The 20,195-nt window shown below is 64.0% G+C and carries 16 protein-coding genes; 8 read left to right on the forward strand and 8 right to left on the reverse strand.

Going from position 1 to position 20,195, the window contains the following annotated elements; all coding sequences use genetic code 11:
* Window positions 1-87: 87 nt before the first annotated feature.
* Window positions 88-1,224 (reverse strand): Fic family protein, encoded by a 1,137-nt coding sequence (locus BW992_RS10495; protein WP_076406152.1) that lies wholly within the window; start codon window positions 1,222-1,224, stop codon window positions 88-90.
* A gap of 270 nt (window positions 1,225-1,494) precedes the next feature.
* Between BW992_RS10495 and BW992_RS10500 the strand changes: the two genes are divergently transcribed.
* The 7 genes from BW992_RS10500 to BW992_RS10530 all read left to right on the forward strand — a co-directional run bounded on the left by BW992_RS10500 (window position 1,495) and on the right by BW992_RS10530 (window position 12,746).
* Complete coding sequence (locus tag BW992_RS10500) at window positions 1,495-2,283, forward strand: YfaP family protein (protein ID WP_076406154.1); 789 nt, start codon at window positions 1,495-1,497, stop codon at window positions 2,281-2,283.
* A gap of 36 nt (window positions 2,284-2,319) precedes the next feature.
* A complete protein-coding gene (locus tag BW992_RS10505; RefSeq protein ID WP_072395605.1) occupies window positions 2,320-4,029 on the forward strand; it encodes a DUF2138 domain-containing protein in 1,710 nt (569 codons plus the stop codon).
* Window positions 4,014-4,673, forward strand: coding sequence for a DUF1175 domain-containing protein (locus BW992_RS10510; protein ID WP_072458873.1), 660 nt, complete (start codon window positions 4,014-4,016; stop codon window positions 4,671-4,673). The genes BW992_RS10505 and BW992_RS10510 overlap by 16 nt, the downstream gene beginning before the upstream one ends.
* The gene (locus tag BW992_RS10515; protein ID WP_076406156.1) at window positions 4,670-9,238 is read left to right on the forward strand and encodes an alpha-2-macroglobulin family protein; all 4,569 of its coding nucleotides are present in this window, start codon (window positions 4,670-4,672) and stop codon (window positions 9,236-9,238) included. Before BW992_RS10510 ends, BW992_RS10515 begins: the two co-directional genes overlap by 4 nt.
* A gap of 1 nt (window position 9,239) precedes the next feature.
* On the forward strand, window positions 9,240-10,859 hold the full coding sequence (locus tag BW992_RS10520; RefSeq protein ID WP_076406158.1) for a DUF2300 domain-containing protein: 1,620 nt from the start codon (window positions 9,240-9,242) through the stop codon (window positions 10,857-10,859).
* A 3-nt stretch (window positions 10,860-10,862) separates the two neighbouring features.
* Window positions 10,863-11,693 carry a YfaP family protein gene (locus BW992_RS10525; RefSeq protein WP_072395630.1) on the forward strand — a complete coding sequence of 277 codons (831 nt, stop codon included), beginning with the start codon at window positions 10,863-10,865 and terminating at the stop codon, window positions 11,691-11,693.
* 162 nt (window positions 11,694-11,855) lie between these two features.
* A complete protein-coding gene (locus tag BW992_RS10530; RefSeq protein WP_076406160.1) occupies window positions 11,856-12,746 on the forward strand; it encodes an MBL fold metallo-hydrolase in 891 nt (296 codons plus the stop codon).
* A gap of 59 nt (window positions 12,747-12,805) precedes the next feature.
* Here BW992_RS10530 and BW992_RS10535 read toward each other — a convergent pair whose 3' ends face one another.
* From BW992_RS10535 to BW992_RS10565, 7 genes are all read right to left on the reverse strand, one after another.
* Entirely contained in the window at window positions 12,806-13,738 is a 933-nt protein-coding gene (locus BW992_RS10535) for a phosphatidate cytidylyltransferase (RefSeq protein ID WP_072395634.1), read from the reverse strand.
* Between the two features lies 1 nt (window position 13,739).
* Window positions 13,740-14,360 carry a lysophospholipid acyltransferase family protein gene (locus tag BW992_RS10540; RefSeq protein ID WP_072395636.1) on the reverse strand — a complete coding sequence of 207 codons (621 nt, stop codon included), beginning with the start codon at window positions 14,358-14,360 and terminating at the stop codon, window positions 13,740-13,742.
* A 9-nt stretch (window positions 14,361-14,369) separates the two neighbouring features.
* Complete coding sequence (locus BW992_RS10545; protein ID WP_072458870.1) at window positions 14,370-14,825, reverse strand: hypothetical protein; 456 nt, start codon at window positions 14,823-14,825, stop codon at window positions 14,370-14,372.
* Window positions 14,822-16,153, reverse strand: coding sequence for a phosphatase PAP2/dual specificity phosphatase family protein (locus BW992_RS10550; RefSeq protein ID WP_076406161.1), 1,332 nt, complete (start codon window positions 16,151-16,153; stop codon window positions 14,822-14,824). Before BW992_RS10550 ends, BW992_RS10545 begins: the two co-directional genes overlap by 4 nt.
* Entirely contained in the window at window positions 16,153-17,910 is a 1,758-nt protein-coding gene (locus BW992_RS10555) for a bifunctional alpha/beta hydrolase/class I SAM-dependent methyltransferase (RefSeq protein ID WP_076406163.1), read from the reverse strand. Before BW992_RS10555 ends, BW992_RS10550 begins: the two co-directional genes overlap by 1 nt.
* An 11-nt stretch (window positions 17,911-17,921) precedes the next feature.
* On the reverse strand, window positions 17,922-18,545 hold the full coding sequence (locus BW992_RS10560) for a CDP-alcohol phosphatidyltransferase family protein (protein ID WP_072431423.1): 624 nt from the start codon (window positions 18,543-18,545) through the stop codon (window positions 17,922-17,924).
* 189 nt (window positions 18,546-18,734) lie between these two features.
* Window positions 18,735-19,646 carry a LysR family transcriptional regulator gene (locus BW992_RS10565; protein ID WP_076406165.1) on the reverse strand — a complete coding sequence of 304 codons (912 nt, stop codon included), beginning with the start codon at window positions 19,644-19,646 and terminating at the stop codon, window positions 18,735-18,737.
* Window positions 19,647-19,741: 95 nt separating this feature from the next.
* Between BW992_RS10565 and BW992_RS10570 the strand changes: the two genes are divergently transcribed.
* The gene (locus BW992_RS10570) at window positions 19,742-20,188 is read left to right on the forward strand and encodes an ester cyclase (RefSeq protein ID WP_072395657.1); all 447 of its coding nucleotides are present in this window, start codon (window positions 19,742-19,744) and stop codon (window positions 20,186-20,188) included.
* The last annotated feature ends 7 nt before the right edge of the window (window positions 20,189-20,195 follow it).

The following is a 20,195-nucleotide window of genomic DNA, read 5'->3' on the forward strand; positions in this document are numbered from 1 at the left end:
GGGGCAAATCAGGACAGGGCTGGAGGGGGAGTGTTCCTCTGTGGCGTGTCTTTGCCGCAGCAACCTCCGCTTACCACAAACACAGTCTCACGCAGCTGGATAATGGATTCGGTACCGAGTACTGCGTCCTCCTCCCGGTAATCGCTCCAGACAGCCTTTTTCCAGCAACTCCGCCAGGTGTCGGGTTGCGGTTGCCTTGGAAACCTTGGCCACGGCCTGGTACTGCGCTGCGCTGATACCGTGCTCAAAACCTTTTTCACCACCATCGAGCAACCGGTTCAGCACTTTGGTCTGTTCTGGGGTGAGTCCCGAGGCGCGGTGAACCTGCCAGAATCGAGCCTTGCCCAACACGCTTTCGATCTGGGCCATGGCTTTGTGCAAGCTGCGCGACAGGGTCCGCAAAAACCAGGTAAGCCAATCGGTGATATCCAGCGTGGCTTTCTGAGCGCTTTCAAGTGCTCGGTAGTAGCCAGCGCGGTCATCAAGAATGCTCACGGACATGGCGTAGAAACGGATCGCCTGGGCTTCGCCCTGGGCCAGTGCGAGATCGGTGAGGGTGCGTGTCAGGCGCCCGTTGCCATCGTCAAACGGATGCAGGGTGACAAACCAGAAGTGGGCGATACCGGCCCGCAACAAAGGATCGAGTCCGGATTGATGACGGCTGGCCTCAAACCAGTCGAGGAAGGTTTGCAGTTGTTGTTCGAGACCTTGGCGAGGCGGGGCCTCGAAATGAACAGTGGGACGGTCCAATCTGCCCGAGACCACTTGCATTGGCTCGTCTCCCCGCAGCGAACCTACGCGAATGTGCTGATGGGCCAGGTCGCTCGCCTGTTCAGGGAATAGCCACTCGTGCCATTCAAGCAGCCGCTCGACGGTCAGGGGCTGGCTGAAGTGTCGGGTAGCATCCAGCAAAAGGTTCGCCAGGCCCTCACTGCGCGGGCTGACCGGAGTGTCACTGGCCCGCTCCAGGCCCAGGCGTCGGGCCAGAGACGACCGCACCGAGCCCACATTTAATTGCTCCCCTTCAATGGCCGATGAGGTCACGATGTTCTGCAACAACGTATCCAATTCGTTCTGGGCGTTGAGCGACGCGGTGACAGCGCCGGTCATGCCGAGCAGTTGACCTTGGGTTTGCACGCATTCGCGTAGCAGAGCCGCCAATGTTTCGGGCTGCCAGTGAAAGTTGGGCCAGTCGGGCTGTTGCCAGATCCAATAGGGTTCCATGAGCCTGTCCATACCGGGGATGAGCCGAATAATAACGTTATTCGGCTCATTTCGTGAGCCGAATAACTTCGCTAATCGGCTCACGCTCTCCCCAAGACGTGATTTCCCACACAGAATCACGCGTTCCCCGATTGTGAATAATGCGCCGAATCGCTAACCTTCGCGCCATCTACAGCCCCCGTATGGCGGGCTCCTGACGAAACCTGAAAAAAGATAATCAATGCGCCGAGGAAGGGCGCCAGGTTGCGTTGCGCATGGCAGGAGGCATACATGCGTTTTCTTTCATTGCTGATCGCGCTGATGGCCGCATCGTTGGTGTGGGCGGAGCCTGCGGCCGAGATGTCGGAGCCGGTGGGCGGCTGGCGCTTCAACGGTCTGCTCGATCGCACTGAAAACCCGCAGGTGGCCTATCCCACGCCGCCCATCGACCGGGGCGTGCAGCGTAATCGCACGATGATCGAAGGCCGGCTCAAGGACATCGGCACGGCCCGACAACCCCACAGCCTGGCGGTCAACGGCAATCCACTGAATCTCTATACCGACGATGAGGGGCGTTTCGGCCGGCCCTACGCGTTCGGTGCTGGCTCCAACAGCGTCGAGGTGCGCAGCTCAGAAGGCAAGTCCCTCAAGCGCGTGCAGTTCTATGAAGCCAACAACCTGCGAACGCCGGCGCAGATTCGCGTAGTGCTGGGCTGGGACGATCCCAAGGCCGAGCTGGATCTGCATATCGTCACACCCGACGGCCAGCATGCCTTCTTCGGTCGCCCGGCACTGACCAATGGCGGCGGCCTCGACCCGGATGGCGTCGATGGCCCCGGCCCCGAGATGTTCACCATGACCGCGCCGATGCACGGCACGTACCTGGTCTACGTCAACTATTGGGGTAACTACGGCAGCGGCGGCTACAACTTCGACGAAACCAGCAACCAGAACGAGGTGATCACTTCCCAGATCAACCTGGTGCTCAACGAAAACACTGTCGATGAAAAACGCGAGACCTTCGTCGTGCCCTTGCGCGCCATCGGCGACCTGCTGCTGGTCAAGACTTTCAACTATTAAGTATCCCGCTCCACGGATGAATAGGCCCTTGTGAATATGAGCGACAACACTGCTTCCCCGACCACGCCGACACCTGTCGCTAAACCTGCGCGCCGCTGGCCGGCGATGCTGATCGGGCTGTGCCTGGTTGCCGGTGTGGCTGCCGGGCTGGGCTGGTTCATGAACAAGCCCAAGGCGCCGCCCATGGCGCTGGCATTGGAAAAGCTCGGCCTGAGTCGCCCCGATGGCTTGCTCGAGGCCCACTCCCTGAGCCAGTTGCCCAAGGATCTGCTGGCGGTGCCATTTCTCAAGGCCACGCTCACCGAGGACTTCGTCTTCTATTACCAGGCCCATGCCGACCGCCTCGGGCTGATTGGCAGCCTGCGCCGGATCATCTACGAGCATGACCTCAAATTGCAGGACAGCCTGATCGAGGAACTGTTCGACCAGCCGGCCGACGTGGCCCTGTGGCGCGGTGCCGATGGTCGCCTCAAGGATTTCCTGCTGGTGATGGATCGCGGCGGATTGGCCAAGGTCCTGGAGCCCCTGGCGAAAGTCGCGCTGGACGACACGCAGTTGAGCAAGCTCAGCGACCTGAAGGTCGGTGGCGATGAGGTCGCGCTTTATCAACTCAGCTACAACGCCAGCAAATCACTGGTCTTCGCGTCCCATGGCGACAAACTGGTGGTGCTGTCCAACCCGACGAAGCTCTATGACCCGGCCAACGGGCCCTCGCAGGAGCGCGGCAGTGTCTCGACGACCGCCCTGGCAGCCTTGCTCAGTGGCGAAAAACTCTTTCCGGAAGCCTTCGGCCTGCCGCCCAGGGCGCCTGAGGTCAAGCAACGCATCGCGGTCAATGCCAGCGTCCTCGCCATGGGTTACCAGCGTTTCATCCCGAATTTCGCCGGGGTGCGTTTCGACATGGACGACAAGGGCTGGCACAGCTTCCTGGCCCTGGATGAGCTGGAGAACCAGCCGGACTTCGACTTCAAGCCAATCTGGCAAGCCATGCCCATGGGCGCCAGCGCCTGCGTGTCCTTGCCCCTGGCGGCCGAACAACAGAAGCCGCTGCTGGTGAAACTCGGCGCCGATGAAAAAGCCGCCCAGGCCATGACCGAACACATGGCCGGCGCGGCGGGCCTGTGCTGGTACGCCGATTCGCGGCTGTACACACCGCTGCTGGTAGCGAGCCTGAACGCGGACGACGGCAAGCTCGACGCCGACCTGGGCGGCCTGTTCGGTTCGATGGTGGGCGCCTATGAAAACAATGTCGCCGAGCACGCGTTCCCGGTCGTGGAGAAGCAGGAAGGCCCGATGCATCACTGGCAACGCCAGGTGAGTTCCAACTTCGGCCCCTACCTGGCCAAGGACTCGCTGCAGCCCGAATCCATCACCGGCAAGGCCTTCATGCGGGTCAGCCTGGCGCGTCACGGCTCCACCCTGCTGTTTTCCCTGGACGACAAGCTGGTGGACAAGGCCCTCGGCACGCTCGACAAGCGCTTCCCGCCCATGGCCGACGTCTTGCCCAAGGATGTGCTGATGCCGGTCTACTTCGGCCCGGACGCCATGGCGCAACTGATGCAGCGTGAAACCCTGGACAGCCTGCCCCAGGACATGGAACCGGTGTTCTACAACGCCGCGCAGACCTACCTGATCCCGAAACTGCGCACCCTCGGCGGTTATGGCAAGTACGCCCTGACGCTGCCCGAAGGCAGCGAGCCGGACGGCCACTGGCAATGGCTGCCGCTGGAATGGAAAGCGCTGTGATCGGACTGCTCCGCAATCGCCACTGGGTGCTGACGCTCGCGTTGCTGCTGGGCGGACCGGCGTTCGCCGTCGAGACGCCGCCCCTGGATGTCCAGCAATCCCAGGTCTTTCGTGCCTGGTTCGTGCGCATCGCCCAGGAACAGCTCAGTCGTGGCCCGAGTCCGCGCTGGTACCAGCAGGACTGTGCCGGCCTGGTGCGTTTCGCCGCCAACGAAGCGCTCAAGGTCCATAACGAAAAATGGCTGCGCAGCAACGGCATGTCCAACCGCTACCTGCCGCCGGAGCTCGAACTGAGCGACGCCCAGCGACGCCTGGCCCAGCAGTGGCAGCAGGGTGGCGGCAAGGTCGGGCCCTACGTCAACGCCATCAAGCTGATCCAGTTCAACAGTCGCCTGGTGGGCCGTGACGTGACTCAGGCCCGCCCCGGCGATTTGATGTTCTTCGATCAGGGCGACGACCAGCACCTGATGATCTGGATGGGCCGCTACATCGCCTATCACACCGGCACCACTACCCCTACCGACAACGGCATGCGCTCCGCAAGCCTGCAACAACTCATGAACTGGAAGGACACCCGATGGATACCCGACGCAGCCAACCCCAACTTCATCGGCGTCTATCGACTCAACTTTCTCTCCCAATGACCGGTGCCCGCATGCTGCGCTTGTGTTCGAAACTGCCCCTGCTGTTTGCCCTGTTGCTGGCCCCTGTCGTCAATGCCGAAGACACCGTGGAGCCCAGCGGCTACACACCCGTGGCCGGTGAAAGCTTTTTCCTGCTGGCCGACAGCAGTTTCGCCAGCGACGAGCAGGCCATGGTTCGCCTCGAAGCGCCGGGCCGCGATTATCGCCGGTTTCGCATGGAGCCCTACGGCGGCGCCGACATCCGGGTCTATCGCATCGAAAAACCCCTGGACTTCCTCAAGCGCCAGAAAAACCTGCACCGGGTGGTCAGCGACGGTCAGTTCAAGGGCGAAGGCCTGTCCAATACCCTCGCGTACCTGTGGGACAACTGGTATCGCAAGTCACGTCGGGTGATGCAGCGGGCGTTCTCCTACGAGTCCCGCCAACAGGTCACCGAACAAGTGCCCGAGCTGAAAATGGGCGATGCGATGGTCGCGCCGACGCCTTACGAGGCCTCGCCGCAATTCGCCTTGATCCCGGGCCTGCCGGTGGTCAGCCAGTTCCGTTACCCGCTGTGGCAGGCCAAGCCGATCCAGCCGCCGGCAGGCGTCAATCTGGCCGGTTCTTCCAGTGAGTTCGTCAGCGTCGCGCCGGGCAACGTCTATATTCCCCTGGGGCAGCTCAAGCCTGGCCTGTATCTGGTGGAGGCGCTGATCGGCAAATATCGCGCGACCACCATGGTCTTCGTTTCCAACACCGTGGCGGTGAGCAAGATCGCCGGCGACGAACTGCTGGTCTGGGCCGCGCGCAAGCATGAAGGTCGTTCGGTGCCCAAGGTCAACGTGCTCTGGACCGATGGCCTGGGCGTGATGAGCAGCGGTGCCACCGATGAAGACGGCTTGCTGCGTCTCAAGCACGTCAGCCCCGAGCGTTCCTTCGTCATTGGCGAAGACGAGGAGGGCGGCGTATTCGTCTCCGAGAACTTCTACTACGACAGCGAAATCTACGACACCAAGCTCTACGCCTTCACCGACCGGCCGCTGTATCGCCCTGGAGACTGGGTGTCGCTGAAGATCGTCGGCCGCGAATTCAAGAATGCCCGTGATTCGGTGCAGCCGGCGGCGGCTGACGTCAACGTCAGCGTGCTGGATGCCACCGGCACCGCGTTGCAGACCCTGGCCCTGAAGCTGGACGCCAAGGCCGGTACCCAGGGACGCTTCCAGTTGCCGGAAAACGCCGTGGCCGGTGGTTACGAGCTGCGTTTGAGCTACAAGGACCAGCTCTACAGCAGCGCCTTTCGCGTGGCCGAGTACATCAAGCCGCATTTCGAAATCGCCTTGAACCTCGACAAGCAGGATTACCGCACGGGCGAGCCGGTCAAGGGCAAGCTGGTGCTGTTGTATCCGGACGGCAAGCCGGTGGCCGACGCTACCGTGAGCCTGAGCCTGCGGGCCCAGCAATTGTCGATGGTGGACAACGAGCTGCAATACCTGGGGCAGTTCCCGGTGGAGCTGACCAGCAGCGAAGTGACCACCGATGAGCAGGGCGTCGCGACCCTCGACCTGCCGGCCGCGGACAAACCGAGTCGCTACACCCTGACGGTATTCGCCAGCGATGGCGCGGCCTATCGGGTCAAGACCACCAAGGAAATCCTCATCGACCGTGGCGCGGCGAACTTTCGCCTGAGCGCCCCCCAGCGCTTCAGTGCGGCGGGGGAGAAGGTCGCTTTCAGCTATGTCAACGAAGGCGGCAACGAGCCGAGCAAAGCCGTGACGCCGGCCGGCTACGCCTGGGTGAGACTGGAAGACCAGAGCACGGGCGAAGGCAAGCTGACGGCCAAGGACAAGGGCTTCAGCCTGGCCTTCGAGCGGCCCGGTACCTATAACCTCACGCTCAAGGATGACCATGGTCGAGTCATTGGCGCCACCGGGCATTCGGTGACCGGTGAAGGCGTCAAGGCGGTGCCGGGTACCGTGGAGATTGTCCTCGACAAACCCGAGTACAAGGCTGGAGACGAAGCGCTGGCGCTGATCACCTTCCCTGAGCCGGTCACTGACGCACTGTTGTCCCTGGAGCGGGACAAGGTCGAGGCCACGGCGCTGCTGTCGAAGGGGGGCGACTGGCTGAAAATGGAAAGCCTCAGCCCCACCCAATACCGCGCGCGCATCCCGGTCAAGGACGCCTTCGCGCCGAACATGACCTTCTCGGTCCTGTACACCAAGGGCGGCCAATACAGCTTCCAGAATGCTGGCATCAAGGTGGTCGCGCCACAGATCGAGGTCGCCGTCACCACCGACAAGGCCACTTACCGGCCCGGTGACACGGTGACCGTCGACCTGAGCACCCAGTTCGCCGGCAAGGCGATACCGGCCCACCTGACGGTCAGCGTCGTGGACGAAATGGTCTATGCCCTGCAACCGGAGGTGGCCCCGACCATCGACCAGTTCTTCTATCACCCGCGGCGCAACAACGTACGCACCAGCGCCAGCCTCTCGTTCATCAGCTACGACGTCGCGTTGCCGGGCAGCCCCGGCGCGCCGGGCAAGGCCAACCGCAGCGAGCGTGGTGTCAAGGTGCTGGAGCGACCACGTCGCGAGGACGTGGACACCGCCGCCTGGCAGCCGGAACTGGTAACCGATGCCAACGGCAAGGCCCGTTTCACCTTCAAGATGCCGGACTCGCTGACGCGCTGGCGCATCACCGCGCGTGCCATTTCCGACGACGGCCAAGTGGGACAGAAAAAGCAGTTCATCGCTTCACAAAAGCCGCTGTACCTGAAGTGGAGCGGTCCGACCCGGTTCCGCAACGGCGACAAGCCGCAGTTGGGCCTGTTCGCTTTCAGCCAGTCGGAAAAGCCGCTGAAGGCCGAGTTGCTGATCCGCTACGCAGGCACTGAACAACGCGTGGTGGCCGAGCTGAAACACGGCATCAACTATGTCGCGTTGCCGGCGCTGGCGTTGAGCAACGGCGACCTGGACGTGCAGTTGCAGTTGAACGGTGAAACCCAGGACGCCCTGGCCGTTCGCCTGAACGCCAGCGGCAACGGCTGGCAAGTCACCCAGAACCAGCGCCTCGACGTGGCCACGGGCGATACCCCACTGGCATTGCCAGCAGATGCCAGCGATATCCGCCTGCGCCTGGACGACAGCCCGCAAGCGCTGTTCCGTTCGGCCCTGGACGATCTGTTGAGCTACCCGTACGGCGGCGTCGAGCAGACTGCCAGCCGCCTGCTGCCGTTGAGCATCGCTTACCCGACCCTGGCCTCGGATTCGCAGACCCGCGACCGCTTGCGCCTGGTCATGCAGAACAGCCGTCTGCGCCTGGTGCAGATGGCCGGTCCTTCGGCGAGCTTTACCTGGTGGGGCCAGGAAGGGGAGCCGGATGCCTTCCTGACCGCCTACGCCTATTACGCCGACTGGCACGCCAGCAAGGCCCTGGACCTGAACCTGCCGCCGGAACACTGGCAGCGGGTGCTGGAGGTCTACGCCAAGCAGGCGGGCAACACTGCGCTGTTGCAGCGTGCGTTGATCCTGTCGTTCGCCCGGCAGATGCAATTGCCGGTGAACACCTTGCTCAGCGGCTTGATGGAAGATCTGGCGAAGGCAGGCGAGGGCAGCGCCGGGAGCGTGATGGAGGATGGCGCGGACAGCCTGATCATGAGCGCCCCGGATTCGGCCCTCGGATTGGCCAGTGCCCGTGTACTGACCGCCTCCCTGGCCCGCCAGGCGAAGGTGCCGCTGCCGGACGCCTTCAACCGTCAGCTGGCCGCTGCCCAGCAGCAACTGGATGTCAGCTCGCAGCCGTTCGTCGAGGCGCTGCTGGCGTCGTTGCAAGCCTTCGATCAGGCACGCTCCGCCGCCCTGCTGGAACGCCTGCTGCCGCAACAGTCGACCCTGGAACGGGCCCTGGCCTTGACCTGGCTGCAACGCAGCATCGAACAGGCTGCGCCGGCCGTGGCATTGACCCCAGGCGAGGGTTGGAAAGCCCGACAAGGCGCCACCGGGGAAACCTACTGGCAGTGGCAAAGCGCCCAAGTCCCGACCGTGCTGACCCTCAGCGGCGCCCAGGAGCGTCCATTGCAGGCCGCGCTGAGCTTCCAGAGCCAGCAACCGCCGATGGCACCGATGGCGGTGTCCATCACCCGTCGCCTGTCGCGCCTGGTGCCGGGTGTCGATGCCTACACCTTCACCCTCGAATCCGTGGGCAGCAAGCCGTTGTCCAGCGACGGCCTCTATCTGGATGAGGTGATCATCAACAGCAAGGCGTCGACCCCGCTGCGCTACGGCATGCTCGAAGTACCGCTGCCACCGGGTGCCGATGTGGAGCGCACCACCTGGGGCATCCAGTTGCTGGGCAAGGCTGGCAGCGAGCCGACTTCGCTGGAAAAGGCCCGCTTCGAACCCGGCCAGATGGCCTACGCGGTGCCGGTGGATGCCCTCAGTGGCGAACTGCGCCTGCGGCATCTGGTGCGCTTCTCCCAGAAGGGCCAGTTCAACCTGCCGCCGGTGCGCTTCACCCAGGTCTATGCACCGCAGAATCAGGCTTGGGAAAAGAAACCGGCGCTTGGTCAGGTCACGGTCGACTGACATGCGCGGCCTGCTGGTTGGGTGGCTGTTGTGCTTGATTCCTGCGCTGGCGACAGCGCAGGACGAGCCACTGCGCCTGGCCTTCGACGGCCAGCTGCTGCGGGTGGGCCAGGGCCAGGTGCTGGACCGCCAGCCGTTGCCCGATTCCCTGCAGGCACCACTGGGCAGCCTGTGGAAGCTGTTCGTCTACGCCTGGCTGGTGGACACCCATGCACAGGAACCGGCCTACGAGTGCCGCGGCCAGTCCAAGGAAGAAGTGTATTGCTGCAGCGCCGGGAAGAGCATCGGTCGCGACCAGGCCCTGGTGAAGTCCTGTGGGCTGTATTTCGAGCCGCAGCGGCTCGGGCTGGGGGCCACGGACTGGCGCGACTACTGGCAGGCTCGCCAGGCGCCGTCCTGGCTGCTGGACCTGCCCGCCCTGCAACCGCAAAAGCAGGTGCCCGTCGTCGAGCTGCTCAAGGCGCTGGCCACGTTGCCGGCCCAGGACCAGGCCCGTCGGGTGCTGCTGGATGTGGTGCTCAACGCCTCGGATGGCCGGCTTGTCGGTCAATTGGGCAGTCGCCTGCGGGTCAAGACCTGGAGTTGGCTCGGCGAGCAGGGGCCGGCATCGCGCCAGGGTGGCTTCGCCGGTTGGCTGGCCGATGGGACGCCCGTATGGGCCGGGGGGCGGGGCACCAGCCAGCAGGTCCTGAAGGTGTTCGGTGACGGGCTGGCCGCGGCGCTGCCGGTGCGTTGGCCGGCCGAAACGGGACGTTGCGTGGAAGTGGGCCTGTTTGCCCGCTACCCGTTGCAGCGTGTCATGTCGGGTGATCGGCCGGTCGCGCCGGGTCAATTGCGCGGTGATTACCGCGTCGAGTTCGCCAACGGCAACCAGTTGGATATCCATAGCGACGGTGAGCTGTTCCTGACGCCCGGCAAGCTGGTGGCGCGGCTGGACCGGGAGGAATACGTCGCCCGGGTCCTGCAGCGCGAAGCCAAGGCCGAACCCTCCGAAGCGGCCAAGGCCCTGGCCGTGGCGATTCGCACCTACCTGTTGCAGAACGCCCAGCGCAACGGCGATTGCCTGAGCATCGACGACAGCAGCCATCGGCAACGGGTCGCCCCGCGCCCGGCGACGGCCGAAACCCGGTCGATCGCCGCCTGGACCAACGACCTGGTCCTGGCCGGCACCGATGTGACCTATCACTCCGACCAGCCAGGTCCGGACAAGCTGTCCTGGCAGCAGGCGGTGGAACAAGCCAGCGCCGGGCAGCGCTACGACGCCATCCTGCTGCATGCCTATCCACGCGCCAGCCTCAGTCGCTGGGACAATCCGGTGGCGTCCTGCGAAGCGTTGCCGGCTGCCCAGCAATGGCTGCTCAAGCAGCGTCGAGGCTGGCGTCCTCGGCTGGAAAGCGAAGTGGGCTACAACGAAATCAGCGCTTTGGCAGTATGCCGTCTCGCCTTCGGCCGGCCTTATGTCGACCGCGAGCGCCAGCGCATCTACGTTCGGGGCGTGCTATCGCTCCAGGACCGCCTCGACCTGACTCATGAATACCTGCACCTGGCCTTCGAAGCTCATCCCAACGGCCAGGACGAAAACTATATCGAAGGGCTCGCCCGTCACCTCTTGCTGGAATAGACCATGACACTCCGTTATCCACAGGTCTTGCTGTTGCTCTGCGCCATGACCGCGTTGCCCCTGGCCGTTGCCGCTGACGGCATCAAACTCGACACCCCGGTCGGCGGCTGGCGCAGCGGCGCACCGGGCGGCGAGGATGAAAACTTCAGCCAGACCGTCAACTACCCGGCCTCGTCGGTCAATACGCCCCAGGGCCAGGCCGGCACGGCCCGCATTACCGGCCAGATCAAGGCCATGCCCAAGGACACGAGCGAGCCGGGCAAACTCATCGTCAACGGCGTGAGCCTGCCGTTGAAGCTCGATCCAGAGGGGCGCTTCGACCGGCCATTCTCGTTTCCCAACGGCACCAACAGCGTCGAAGTGCGCAGTCCCGATGGCCAGCATCGTCACCGCACCCAGTTCCTCAACACCAGTGGCGGCGCCACGCCGGCCAAGCTGCGGGTCTTGCTGACCTGGGACAGCGACGGCACCGACCTGGACCTGCACCTGCTCACGCCCGACGGTGCCCACATCTGGTACGGCGACCGGGTCGCTCCCAACGGTGCCGCGCTCGACGTCGACGTCACCACCGGCTACGGCCCGGAGATCTTCGCCATGCCGGCACCGATCAAGGGGCAGTACCAGGTCTACGTCAACTACTACGGCGGCGGTTATCGCAACGAGGAAAGCGATGAAGACGCAGAATCAGTCGAGCAGGCAAAACAAGCCCTGACCACGGCGCAGATCACCGTGATCACGGAAGAGGGCACGCCGAGCGAAAAAATGGAGACGTTCGTGGTCCCGATGCGGGCGCCGGGGGAGTTGACCCTGGTGAAAAGTTTTAGTTATCCGTGAGGAGAATTGGCCAACAGCTGTTGGACAATCGTGGGTGGTAGACAGGCAGGAGACTGTCACCGCCTGTCGCCTTCCCTGAATTCCCAACCCCCCTTCCAGTCGATTCCAGAGAGCCCATAAAAAACCGAAACAAACGCCCCACCCCGCGAAAGGAGGCCATCCATGCGCATCCATCACCTGAACTGCGGCTGCATGTGCCCGGTGGGCGGGGCGTTGTTCGATGGCTACAGTCGTGGGCTGACGGCGTGCCTGGTGTGTCACTGCCTGTTGGTCGAAACAGACACCAACGGCCTGATCCTGGTGGACACCGGATTCGGCCAGCGGGATATCCAGACCCCCGAGCGGCTGAGCCGATTCTTTCGCACGTTCAACAACATCCGGTTCGAGCATCGGCTCACGGCGCTGGAACAGATCCGACGCCTGGGTTTCGACGCCCACGATGTGCGACACATTCTCTTGACTCACCTGGATTTTGACCACGCCGGCGGGCTCCAGGATTTTCCCCAGGCGCGGGTGCATGTGATGCGCGACGAGATGGCGGTGGCCCGCTCCGCGAAGACCTGGATCGGTCGGCGTCGGTTCCAGGCCAGGCAGTGGCAGGGTGTGGACAGTTGGGAGTTCTACACCACGGAAGGCGACACCTGGTTTGGCTTCGACTCGGTGCGGGCGCTGATCGGGGCGGAAGAAGAGGATATTTTCCTGGTGCCGTTGCAGGGCCATACGGCCGGTCACGCCGGGATCGCCCTGCGCACCCCCGGCGGCTGGATGCTTCACGCCGGCGATGCGTATTTCTTCCACGATGAAGTCCATCAACCCGAACGCCATTGTCCGCCGGGCATGCGGTTTTATCAGTACATGATGGACACGGACCGTCCGGCACGCCTGCATAACCAGAGTCGTTTGCGGGAACTGGCGTTGTCCCGGGATCATCAACCTGTCGAGATCTTTTGCAGCCACGACGCCCGGGAGTGGGAACGAGCCGTGGCCCGAGCGCGCAAGCTGCGGGTCGACTCCAGTGCTATGCCGTCGGCCACGGGCAAGCAGTCAACCTGACGCTGGCCTGATGTTGCCGAACAGCTGCTTTCCCTTCGCCCACTTTCAGTGGGCTTTTTTCAGGTCCACCAATACCGGACCAGATGAAAGAAGATCGGTGCCGCGAAACACACCGAGTCCAGTCGGTCGAGCATGCCGCCGTGGCCTTCGATCATATGGCCCCAATCCTTCACCCCGCGGTCGCGCTTGATCGCCGACATCACGATGCCCCCGGCAAACCCCAGCAGGTTGATCAGCAAGGCGATGAGGAACGACTGCCAGGGGTTGAACGGCGTGATCCACCACAGCGCGCCGCCGATCAGCGAGGCCAGCAGGATGCCGCCGGCAAAGCCCTCCACGGTCTTCGAAGGCGACAGGTTCGGTGCGATCTTGCGCTTGCCGAACAACTTGCCGCACACGTACTGCAACACATCCGACAGCTGCACCACGATCACCAGGTACGCGATCAGCAACAGGTTGCGGCCCTCGAAACCGGCGATGTCCAGGGTCAGCAAGGCCGGGACGAAGGAGATGCAGAACACCGCGATCATCAATCCCCACTGCACCTTCGAAGCACGCTCCAGGAAGTGCGTACTGTCGCCGCCCAGGGACGCCAGGATCGGCAGCAGCAGGAACACATACACCGGGATGAAGATGGAGAACAATCCGTACCAGTCGTAGTAGATCAGCAGGTATTGCAGCGGCAGCGCCAGGTAGAACGCGGCCACCAGGGCCGGGTAATCGCTGCGTCGGGTGGGCGTCAGGGTCAGGAATTCCCGCAGGGCGTAGAACGACACTGCGTAGAACAGCAGGATGACCGCCGCATTGCCGAGCCAGAACGCGATGCCGATCACCAGCACCATGATCCACCAGGCATTGATTCGCGCGTTGAGGTTATCGATGACCGAGTTCGGTGCGCCCTTGGTCCGCAGTTTGAGGATGAAGCCGATCACGGACGCCAGCACCAGAATCGCGCCGATTCCGCCAAACAACATCAGGGTGTATCGATCCATGTCAGACGTGCTCCGGGGCCAGTGCCAGCAGTGCGGCGCGGCTGCGTTCAAGAAATTGCTCTTTGCTTTCGCCTTCTTCGATGCACAGCGGTGCACCGAAACTGGTGGTGCATAACAGGGGCAAAGGCAGCACCCGGCCCTTGGGCATGACACGGTTGAGGTTGGCGATCCATACCGGGATCACTTCGACCTCGGGATGGCTTTTCATCAGGTGATAGATCCCGCTCTTGAAGGGCAGCAGGCCTTCGTCTGGGTTGCGCGTGCCCTCGGGGAAGATGATCAGCGAGTCGCCGTTGTGCAGGGCATCGAGCATCGGTTGCAGCGGGTTGTACCCGGGATCCTTGCGCTCCCGGTCCACCAGCACGCCATTGAACACCCGGTTGATGATGTAGCGGCGCAGCGGGCTGGTCTGCCAATAGTCGGCACCGGCCACCGGGCGAGTGAGCTTGCGCAGTGCCGGCGGCAGGGACGCCCAGAGCAGCACGAAATCGCCATGGCTGCTGTGGTTGGCGAAATAGATCCGCTGCACCGGCCGCGGCGCGCAACCGAGCCACAGGCTGCGGGCGCCCGTGACCATGCGGGCGGCGGAGGTGATGAGGTTGGCGACCACGGGTTCGAACATGAGGATTCCTTATCCTGAAAAGGCTAGCCAGGGACTGGCCAGGATGAAGCCCAGCGTCAAGACAACTTGTGCCCCCAGCAGGCGCGACTGTCGACGCAACAGCATCAACGCGCCTCGTTGGCGTTCGCTCCACAGGCGGCCGGCGCGTTCGGCCGGCTGCAGGCCCAGGGCGGTGAGGGCCTGATCCAGGGCGAAGGTGCGCTCGGCCAGCGAATGGGCGCTGTCGGCCATGCGCTGGAACAGATCGGCATCGAATGCCACGCGCAGCGCCCAGTATTTTTCCAGCAAGCCGAGGACGATCAATGTGGCACTCAACAGCAGCAACCATGGGTCGATCACGCCCACCAGCCATTGCCCGAACCCCAGCAGCGCCGCCAGCAGCGTCAGCCCGGTGGACAGCTGGTCCAGGGCGTGACCGCGGCGCAACAGGCTCGCGACGGTATGCAGTTCCATGTCGCTGATCATCGCTGGTGCTCCTCGGCCAGTTGCGTCAACACCCGGCGGTGGGTCGGATGCAGTACGACGCCCGGGCGGGCCCGTTGGACTTGCCCGATGGCGTCATCGACACTCGCCGCCCGGCCACTGTGCAGCAGCCACGCGGCCACGGCGGTGGCGCTGCGTGAATAGCCCAGGGCGCAGCAGACCAGCACCGGCCCGTATGGGCGCAGGTTCTCGATCGCCTGCGCCGCTTCCAGGCATTGCCCGGCTGTCGGCACCGTCAAGTCGAGCACCGGCAATGAGCGATAGGCGATGCCAGTGCTGTCCACGGACAGTTCGGCGCAGAGGTCGAGCACGCCGCCGAACGGGCTGCCCTTCAATTCCGCCGACGTAGGCACGCGCCCCAGCCAGACGCCATCCGTGACCTGATCCGGCTGCGGATGCTGGCGTGTCCACCAACGGGAATTGACCCAGGCGGCTGCCAGGTAGGGGGCCAGCATCCAGCGTACGGCGGGGTTCAGCCGGCCATCGGCACGCTTCTGGAACCCGTCGGCGCCGAACAGCAGGTAATTGAGCGCCACCCAAAGCAGCGCCACCGCCGGCCAGACCAGCCACAGCCAGGCGCCGGCGAAGGCAAACGCCGGAATGAACATCGCTGCCGCGCCCAAGGCATAACGCAAGGCCAGTCGCAGGCGTGCGCGGTCATGGCTCAGGCGCGCGCTTCGCAACGGGCTGGGCCGATCCAGCGGCCACAGCCAGACACACAGCCAGCCGGCCAGCGCGCCGGTGGGAACGTCGATGAAATGATGCTGGTAAGTGGTCAGCACCGACACGCCGATCAAGGCGAACCAGCCGTGCATCAGCCAGCGCCAGATACCTTGCAGATGGCGCTGGTAGCAAACCCAGAGGATGACCAGCAACGCGATGTGCAGCGAGGGCGCCTGGTTGAATGGCTTGTCGAAACCGGCCAGCACGTCGAACAGCCAACCGAACACCCCATCCATCTCCGGTCGGGCAAAGGTGAAGCGCAGCGGCCAGAGCAGGAAGCAACTGACCGCGATCGCCTGGGCCGTGAGCAGGCGCAAGGCGTGTCGCTTGAGGGCCTCGCGGCTGTTGGGCAGCAGCAGGGACAAGCCATACAGCAGGTCGATCGACCAGTACGGCACGATGGTCCAGGCCATGAACGGCATGTGGCTTTCCCAGCCGAACACCAGGCTGCCGACATCGTCGCGCTGGGACGTGACCCAGGTGGCGAAGCCGTAGGTGCTGAAGAACAGCGGGGCCAGCAACAGCAGCCAGAACACCGCCGGCTTCAGCAGCGCCGGCTCCCGGGCGGGGGCGATGACAGCGCTCATCACTGCACTCGCTGGGCCAGCGAAACGCTGAAGATGCCCCACGCATCGACCCGCAGGGTGATCTTGCGAAAGCCTGCAGCCTCCACCAGTTGGTCCATTTCCGCCTGGCTGCGCCGACGCATCACCCACGCCTGCCCGGCGCGGTGGCTGGTGAGGGCGCGGGCAATGAGCTCCAGCTGCGGGTGCCACGGCTGGCCGGTGTAGATCAGGAACCCCCCCGGTTCCACCGCTTCGGCCAGGCCCGCGAGGGAGCCGCCGACCATCTGGTTATCGGCGAACAGCTCGTACAGGCCGGACACCACCGCGAGGGTCGGCTTGGGCTCCAGGGCCGCCAGGTCCTGGCGATCGAAAGCATCGCCTTTGACGAAACGGGCGATGTGTCCCAGGCCTTTTTCCTGGATCAGTGCGCTGCCATCACGCACGTTGATGTCGCTGTAGTCCCGCAGCAGGATCGACTCCGGCAACGGGCTGACACCCTGCAGCGCTTCGAGAATGTAGCGGCCGTGGCCGGCGGCGATATCGACGATGCGCACCTCGCGCTGCTCTTCGCGCAGCTTGCCCATGGCCAGGCGCAACAGTTCTTCCACGTGCAGCTTGCGCTGGCGGATGCCACGCCAGCCGATGGAATCCAGGTAGTTCCGGTCGATCAGCCGCCCCAGCGCCGAAGTACCGGTGGCGCGGTTGCGGTAGACATAATCCAGGGTGCTGCCGGAGTCGAAACCGGTGTCGAAGCCCAGCTTCACGCCGGCTGACAGGGTGCTGCCCAGGCGCATGCTGGCGCGGGTCATGCGCCAGTACAGGTCGCGCGGCGAATTGTGCGGCAGCGGCGTTGCCAGGGATTCGGCTTCGGCGCAGGTCGCGCCCAGGCGGTCGGCATCCAGCAGGGAAGGGCGCTCCAGGGGGCGTTCGAAATTCTGCAGGATAAAGCGCCGGGCGCTGGCAATGGCCGGTGCGCGGTGCTTCTCCCCCAGGGTGTCGTGGAAGAAACCCGGCAGGATGTGCTTCTCTTTCTGCAGGCTGCCCAGTCGCTCGAAGAACTGCTCCTGGGGTTTGCGGTGCACCACGAAGTCGGAACCGGAGATCAGCAACTGCGTCGGCACCAGGATCGCCTGGGCATCGGCCACCACCCGCTCGGCGGCTTCGTACAGGCCCAGCAGCACATTGACCGAGATGGCCTTGGTGATCAGCGGATCGCTGTCGTAGGACGCCACGCGTTGCGGGTCATGGCTGAGGAATTTCGCCTTGACGTAGCTGTTGACGAAGAAATTGCCGCGAAACCTGCGCATCAGCGCCAGGCCCGGACGGGCGAAAGGCACGTAGAGCTTCACCTTGAACGCCGGCGATGCCAGCACCAGCGAACGGATGCGCGGTGCATAGTCATGGACCCAGGTCGCGGCGATCACCGCGCCGACGCTTTGCGCCACCACGGCGATGTTCTGTTCGTCGATCTGGTGCTGCGCGCCGATGTGGTCGCAGAACGTCTGTACATCCCGCGCACTGGTGGCAAAGCTCGGGCTGTCGCCCCGCTCGCCAGGGGACTGGCCATGGCCCCGGGCGTCCCAGGCAAAAAAGTCGAAGCCGGGCAGGTCCAGTTCGTCCACCAGGTGCGCGATGCGCCCGGAGTGTTCGTGGCCACGGTGAAACAGCAGCACGGCCTGGCGGGGTTCGCCCGGGGCCACGTCGACGGCCGGCCAGTGTCGGTAGAACAGCTCCACGCCGTCATGGGTGGTGAATGTCCGGTGTTGGGCTTCGCGCATTGCAAGATCCTTTATGCTGAGGGAGCGTTTTCCTTCACTTGGTCCAGGCCATGACGCACCCGGTTGACCAAGGTATAAACCAGCAGGGCGGCAACCACCGCCATCACACCATCGACCCAGGGAGCCCCGAGCCAACCCAGGGCGATGCCAGTCGCCAGCACGCCCAGCACGAAGGCCCGGTCACTCTTGCCCATCGGCCCGTCGTAGCGTCGCGAAGCCCCGACCATCGGCCCCAGCACACCGGCGTATTCGCTGAACAACGCCAACAGCGTGACCGACAACACGAGCAACAGGCTGGCATCGGGAATCAGGGCGAAAGGCAGGATCAGGGCAGCGTCGGCGATGATATCGCATAGCTCGTTGAGGTAGGCGCCCAGATGCGATTGTTGGCCGAACTCCCGGGCGAGCATGCCATCCACGGCGTTCAAGGCCATGCGCAGGAACATCCAGGCTGGCACCAATACGAACACCCAGGGGTGCTGGGCGAACCCGGCGACGATCGCGCCGACCAGCACTGAAACGGCACCTGCCAGCACAGTGACCTGGTTGGCGGTGACGCCCTTGTCGTAGAGCCGTTGGACCATGGGCCGCAGCAGGTTCTGGAAGGCGGGTTTGAGTTGGTAGATCGAGGGCATCGCGATGGTCTCGGGACGTTGGCGGACGTGATGAATGCAGGTGCGAGATTACGACAGGTCATGGCCTGGCTGGTGGGGTATTTCTCCAGATTGGGCTCAGGTCTACATCTTGCCGTGAAAGGCCTGGCTGGTCTCGCGTGCCGGGGAGCACGAGGGACCGTCCCCATGGCCGCCACGCTGGCCGTGGCGTCATAGCTGCCCGGCGACTTCGACGATCAATTCCCTGAACCATTGCTGCGCCGGATGGGACTCGCTGCGCCTGTGCCAGATCAGGTCGAAGGTCATCGGCGGCAGCGTCACCGGTGGCGGGAACATCACCAGCTTATGGCTGCCGGCCGCGCTCATCGCCACTCTTCGCATCACCGTGGCGGTCAGCCGGGTACGGGCGATCAGCGAGGGGACGGCGAACATCTGCGGCAATGTCAGGGCGAGCTCCCGCTGTTTTCCTTGCTGGGCGAGAGCCTGGTCCACCACGCCGTACAAGTCTTGCTCGGGAGACACCAGGACATGGCGCAGCGCCAGGTAAGCCTTGAGGGTCATGGCGCGGCGGGCAACCGGATGGTCATGGGCCACGATGGTGACGAATTCGTCCCTGAGCACGGTTCGATTCAGGATCCTCGCCGCAGCCTGGGTCGGCGGCACGCCCACCGCCGCGTCGATCAGGCCGTTGTCCAGCATGTCGACGGTATGGTCGCGGTCGTTGAACGCATGGACATTCACCCAAACCCCCGGCGCCTGTTCGGCGAGGGCCTGCAACAGGGCGGGCAGGAGCACATAGGCCGGGTAGTCCGACAGGCCGAGCTTGAATACCGCGCGAGCCTCGGCAGGGTTGAACGCGGGGCGCTCCACCAGTGCCACCTGCAACTGATGCAACGCCTGGGCGATCGGCACCGCCAGTTCCCGGGCCCTGGGTGTCGGCAACAGACCGTCGGCGCTGCGGGCAAACAGCGGATCGCCCCACAGTTTGCGAAGCCTGGCCAGGGCCGCGCTCATCGCCGGCTGACTGACCCCCACCCGAGCCGCGGCCCGCGTGACGTTGCGCTCGGTCATCAGTGCGTCGAATGCCACCAGGAGGTTCAAATCGATGCCATGAAAATCCATGAATCAAATAAACATCCATATCGGTTATTTGTTAGACGGATCGTATCCCGCCCTCGCACTATCTCGCTACCCCACCTGGCCACAGCGAGAAACCGATGAATATCTCCAGCATCAGCCTTGCCGACCAACTGCGCGCCGAGCGCCTGGCGGTCGAAACGTTCTACCGCGCGTTCAGCGACAAACAACCGGATCTGGTCGACGAAGTGCTGGCCCCGCACTGGGACGACATCCCGTTGGCGCCGGGGCAGGCCCCCGGCCCTGAAGGCATCAAGACCATCATCCGCAGCGTTGTCCAGGCGTTCCCCGATGTGCGGATCGTTATCCACGACGTGGTCCAGGAGCCTGGAAAAATGGCCGTGCGCGCGCAAATCAGCGGCACCCATGACGGTGAGCTTTTCGGCATCGCCGCCACCGGCAGGCAAGTCAGTTTCCCCATCCATGAATTCCACCGCTTCCACGACGCGAAGCTGACGACGACATGGCACCTGGAAGACTGGTTCGGCGTGTTCATCCAGCTTGGCCGGTTCCCCACCCAGGCCTGAAGAGGAG

Source organism: Pseudomonas sp. 7SR1 (assembly GCF_900156465.1).
In the GTDB taxonomy this organism is placed as follows: Bacteria; Pseudomonadota; Gammaproteobacteria; order Pseudomonadales; family Pseudomonadaceae; genus Aquipseudomonas.

Coding starts and splice junctions, on each gene's coding strand:
- BW992_RS10495 (WP_076406152.1), bottom strand. CDS start 1,224: ATGGAACCCTATTGGATCTGGCAACAGCCCGACTGGCCCAACTTTCAC.
- BW992_RS10500 (WP_076406154.1), top strand. CDS start 1,495: ATGCGTTTTCTTTCATTGCTGATCGCGCTGATGGCCGCATCGTTGGTG.
- BW992_RS10505 (WP_072395605.1), top strand. CDS start 2,320: ATGAGCGACAACACTGCTTCCCCGACCACGCCGACACCTGTCGCTAAA.
- BW992_RS10510 (WP_072458873.1), top strand. CDS start 4,014: ATGGAAAGCGCTGTGATCGGACTGCTCCGCAATCGCCACTGGGTGCTG.
- BW992_RS10515 (WP_076406156.1), top strand. CDS start 4,670: ATGACCGGTGCCCGCATGCTGCGCTTGTGTTCGAAACTGCCCCTGCTG.
- BW992_RS10520 (WP_076406158.1), top strand. CDS start 9,240: ATGCGCGGCCTGCTGGTTGGGTGGCTGTTGTGCTTGATTCCTGCGCTG.
- BW992_RS10525 (WP_072395630.1), top strand. CDS start 10,863: ATGACACTCCGTTATCCACAGGTCTTGCTGTTGCTCTGCGCCATGACC.
- BW992_RS10530 (WP_076406160.1), top strand. CDS start 11,856: ATGCGCATCCATCACCTGAACTGCGGCTGCATGTGCCCGGTGGGCGGG.
- BW992_RS10535 (WP_072395634.1), bottom strand. CDS start 13,738: ATGGATCGATACACCCTGATGTTGTTTGGCGGAATCGGCGCGATTCTG.
- BW992_RS10540 (WP_072395636.1), bottom strand. CDS start 14,360: ATGTTCGAACCCGTGGTCGCCAACCTCATCACCTCCGCCGCCCGCATG.
- BW992_RS10545 (WP_072458870.1), bottom strand. CDS start 14,825: ATGATCAGCGACATGGAACTGCATACCGTCGCGAGCCTGTTGCGCCGC.
- BW992_RS10550 (WP_076406161.1), bottom strand. CDS start 16,153: ATGAGCGCTGTCATCGCCCCCGCCCGGGAGCCGGCGCTGCTGAAGCCG.
- BW992_RS10555 (WP_076406163.1), bottom strand. CDS start 17,910: ATGCGCGAAGCCCAACACCGGACATTCACCACCCATGACGGCGTGGAG.
- BW992_RS10560 (WP_072431423.1), bottom strand. CDS start 18,545: ATGCCCTCGATCTACCAACTCAAACCCGCCTTCCAGAACCTGCTGCGG.
- BW992_RS10565 (WP_076406165.1), bottom strand. CDS start 19,646: ATGGATTTTCATGGCATCGATTTGAACCTCCTGGTGGCATTCGACGCA.
- BW992_RS10570 (WP_072395657.1), top strand. CDS start 19,742: ATGAATATCTCCAGCATCAGCCTTGCCGACCAACTGCGCGCCGAGCGC.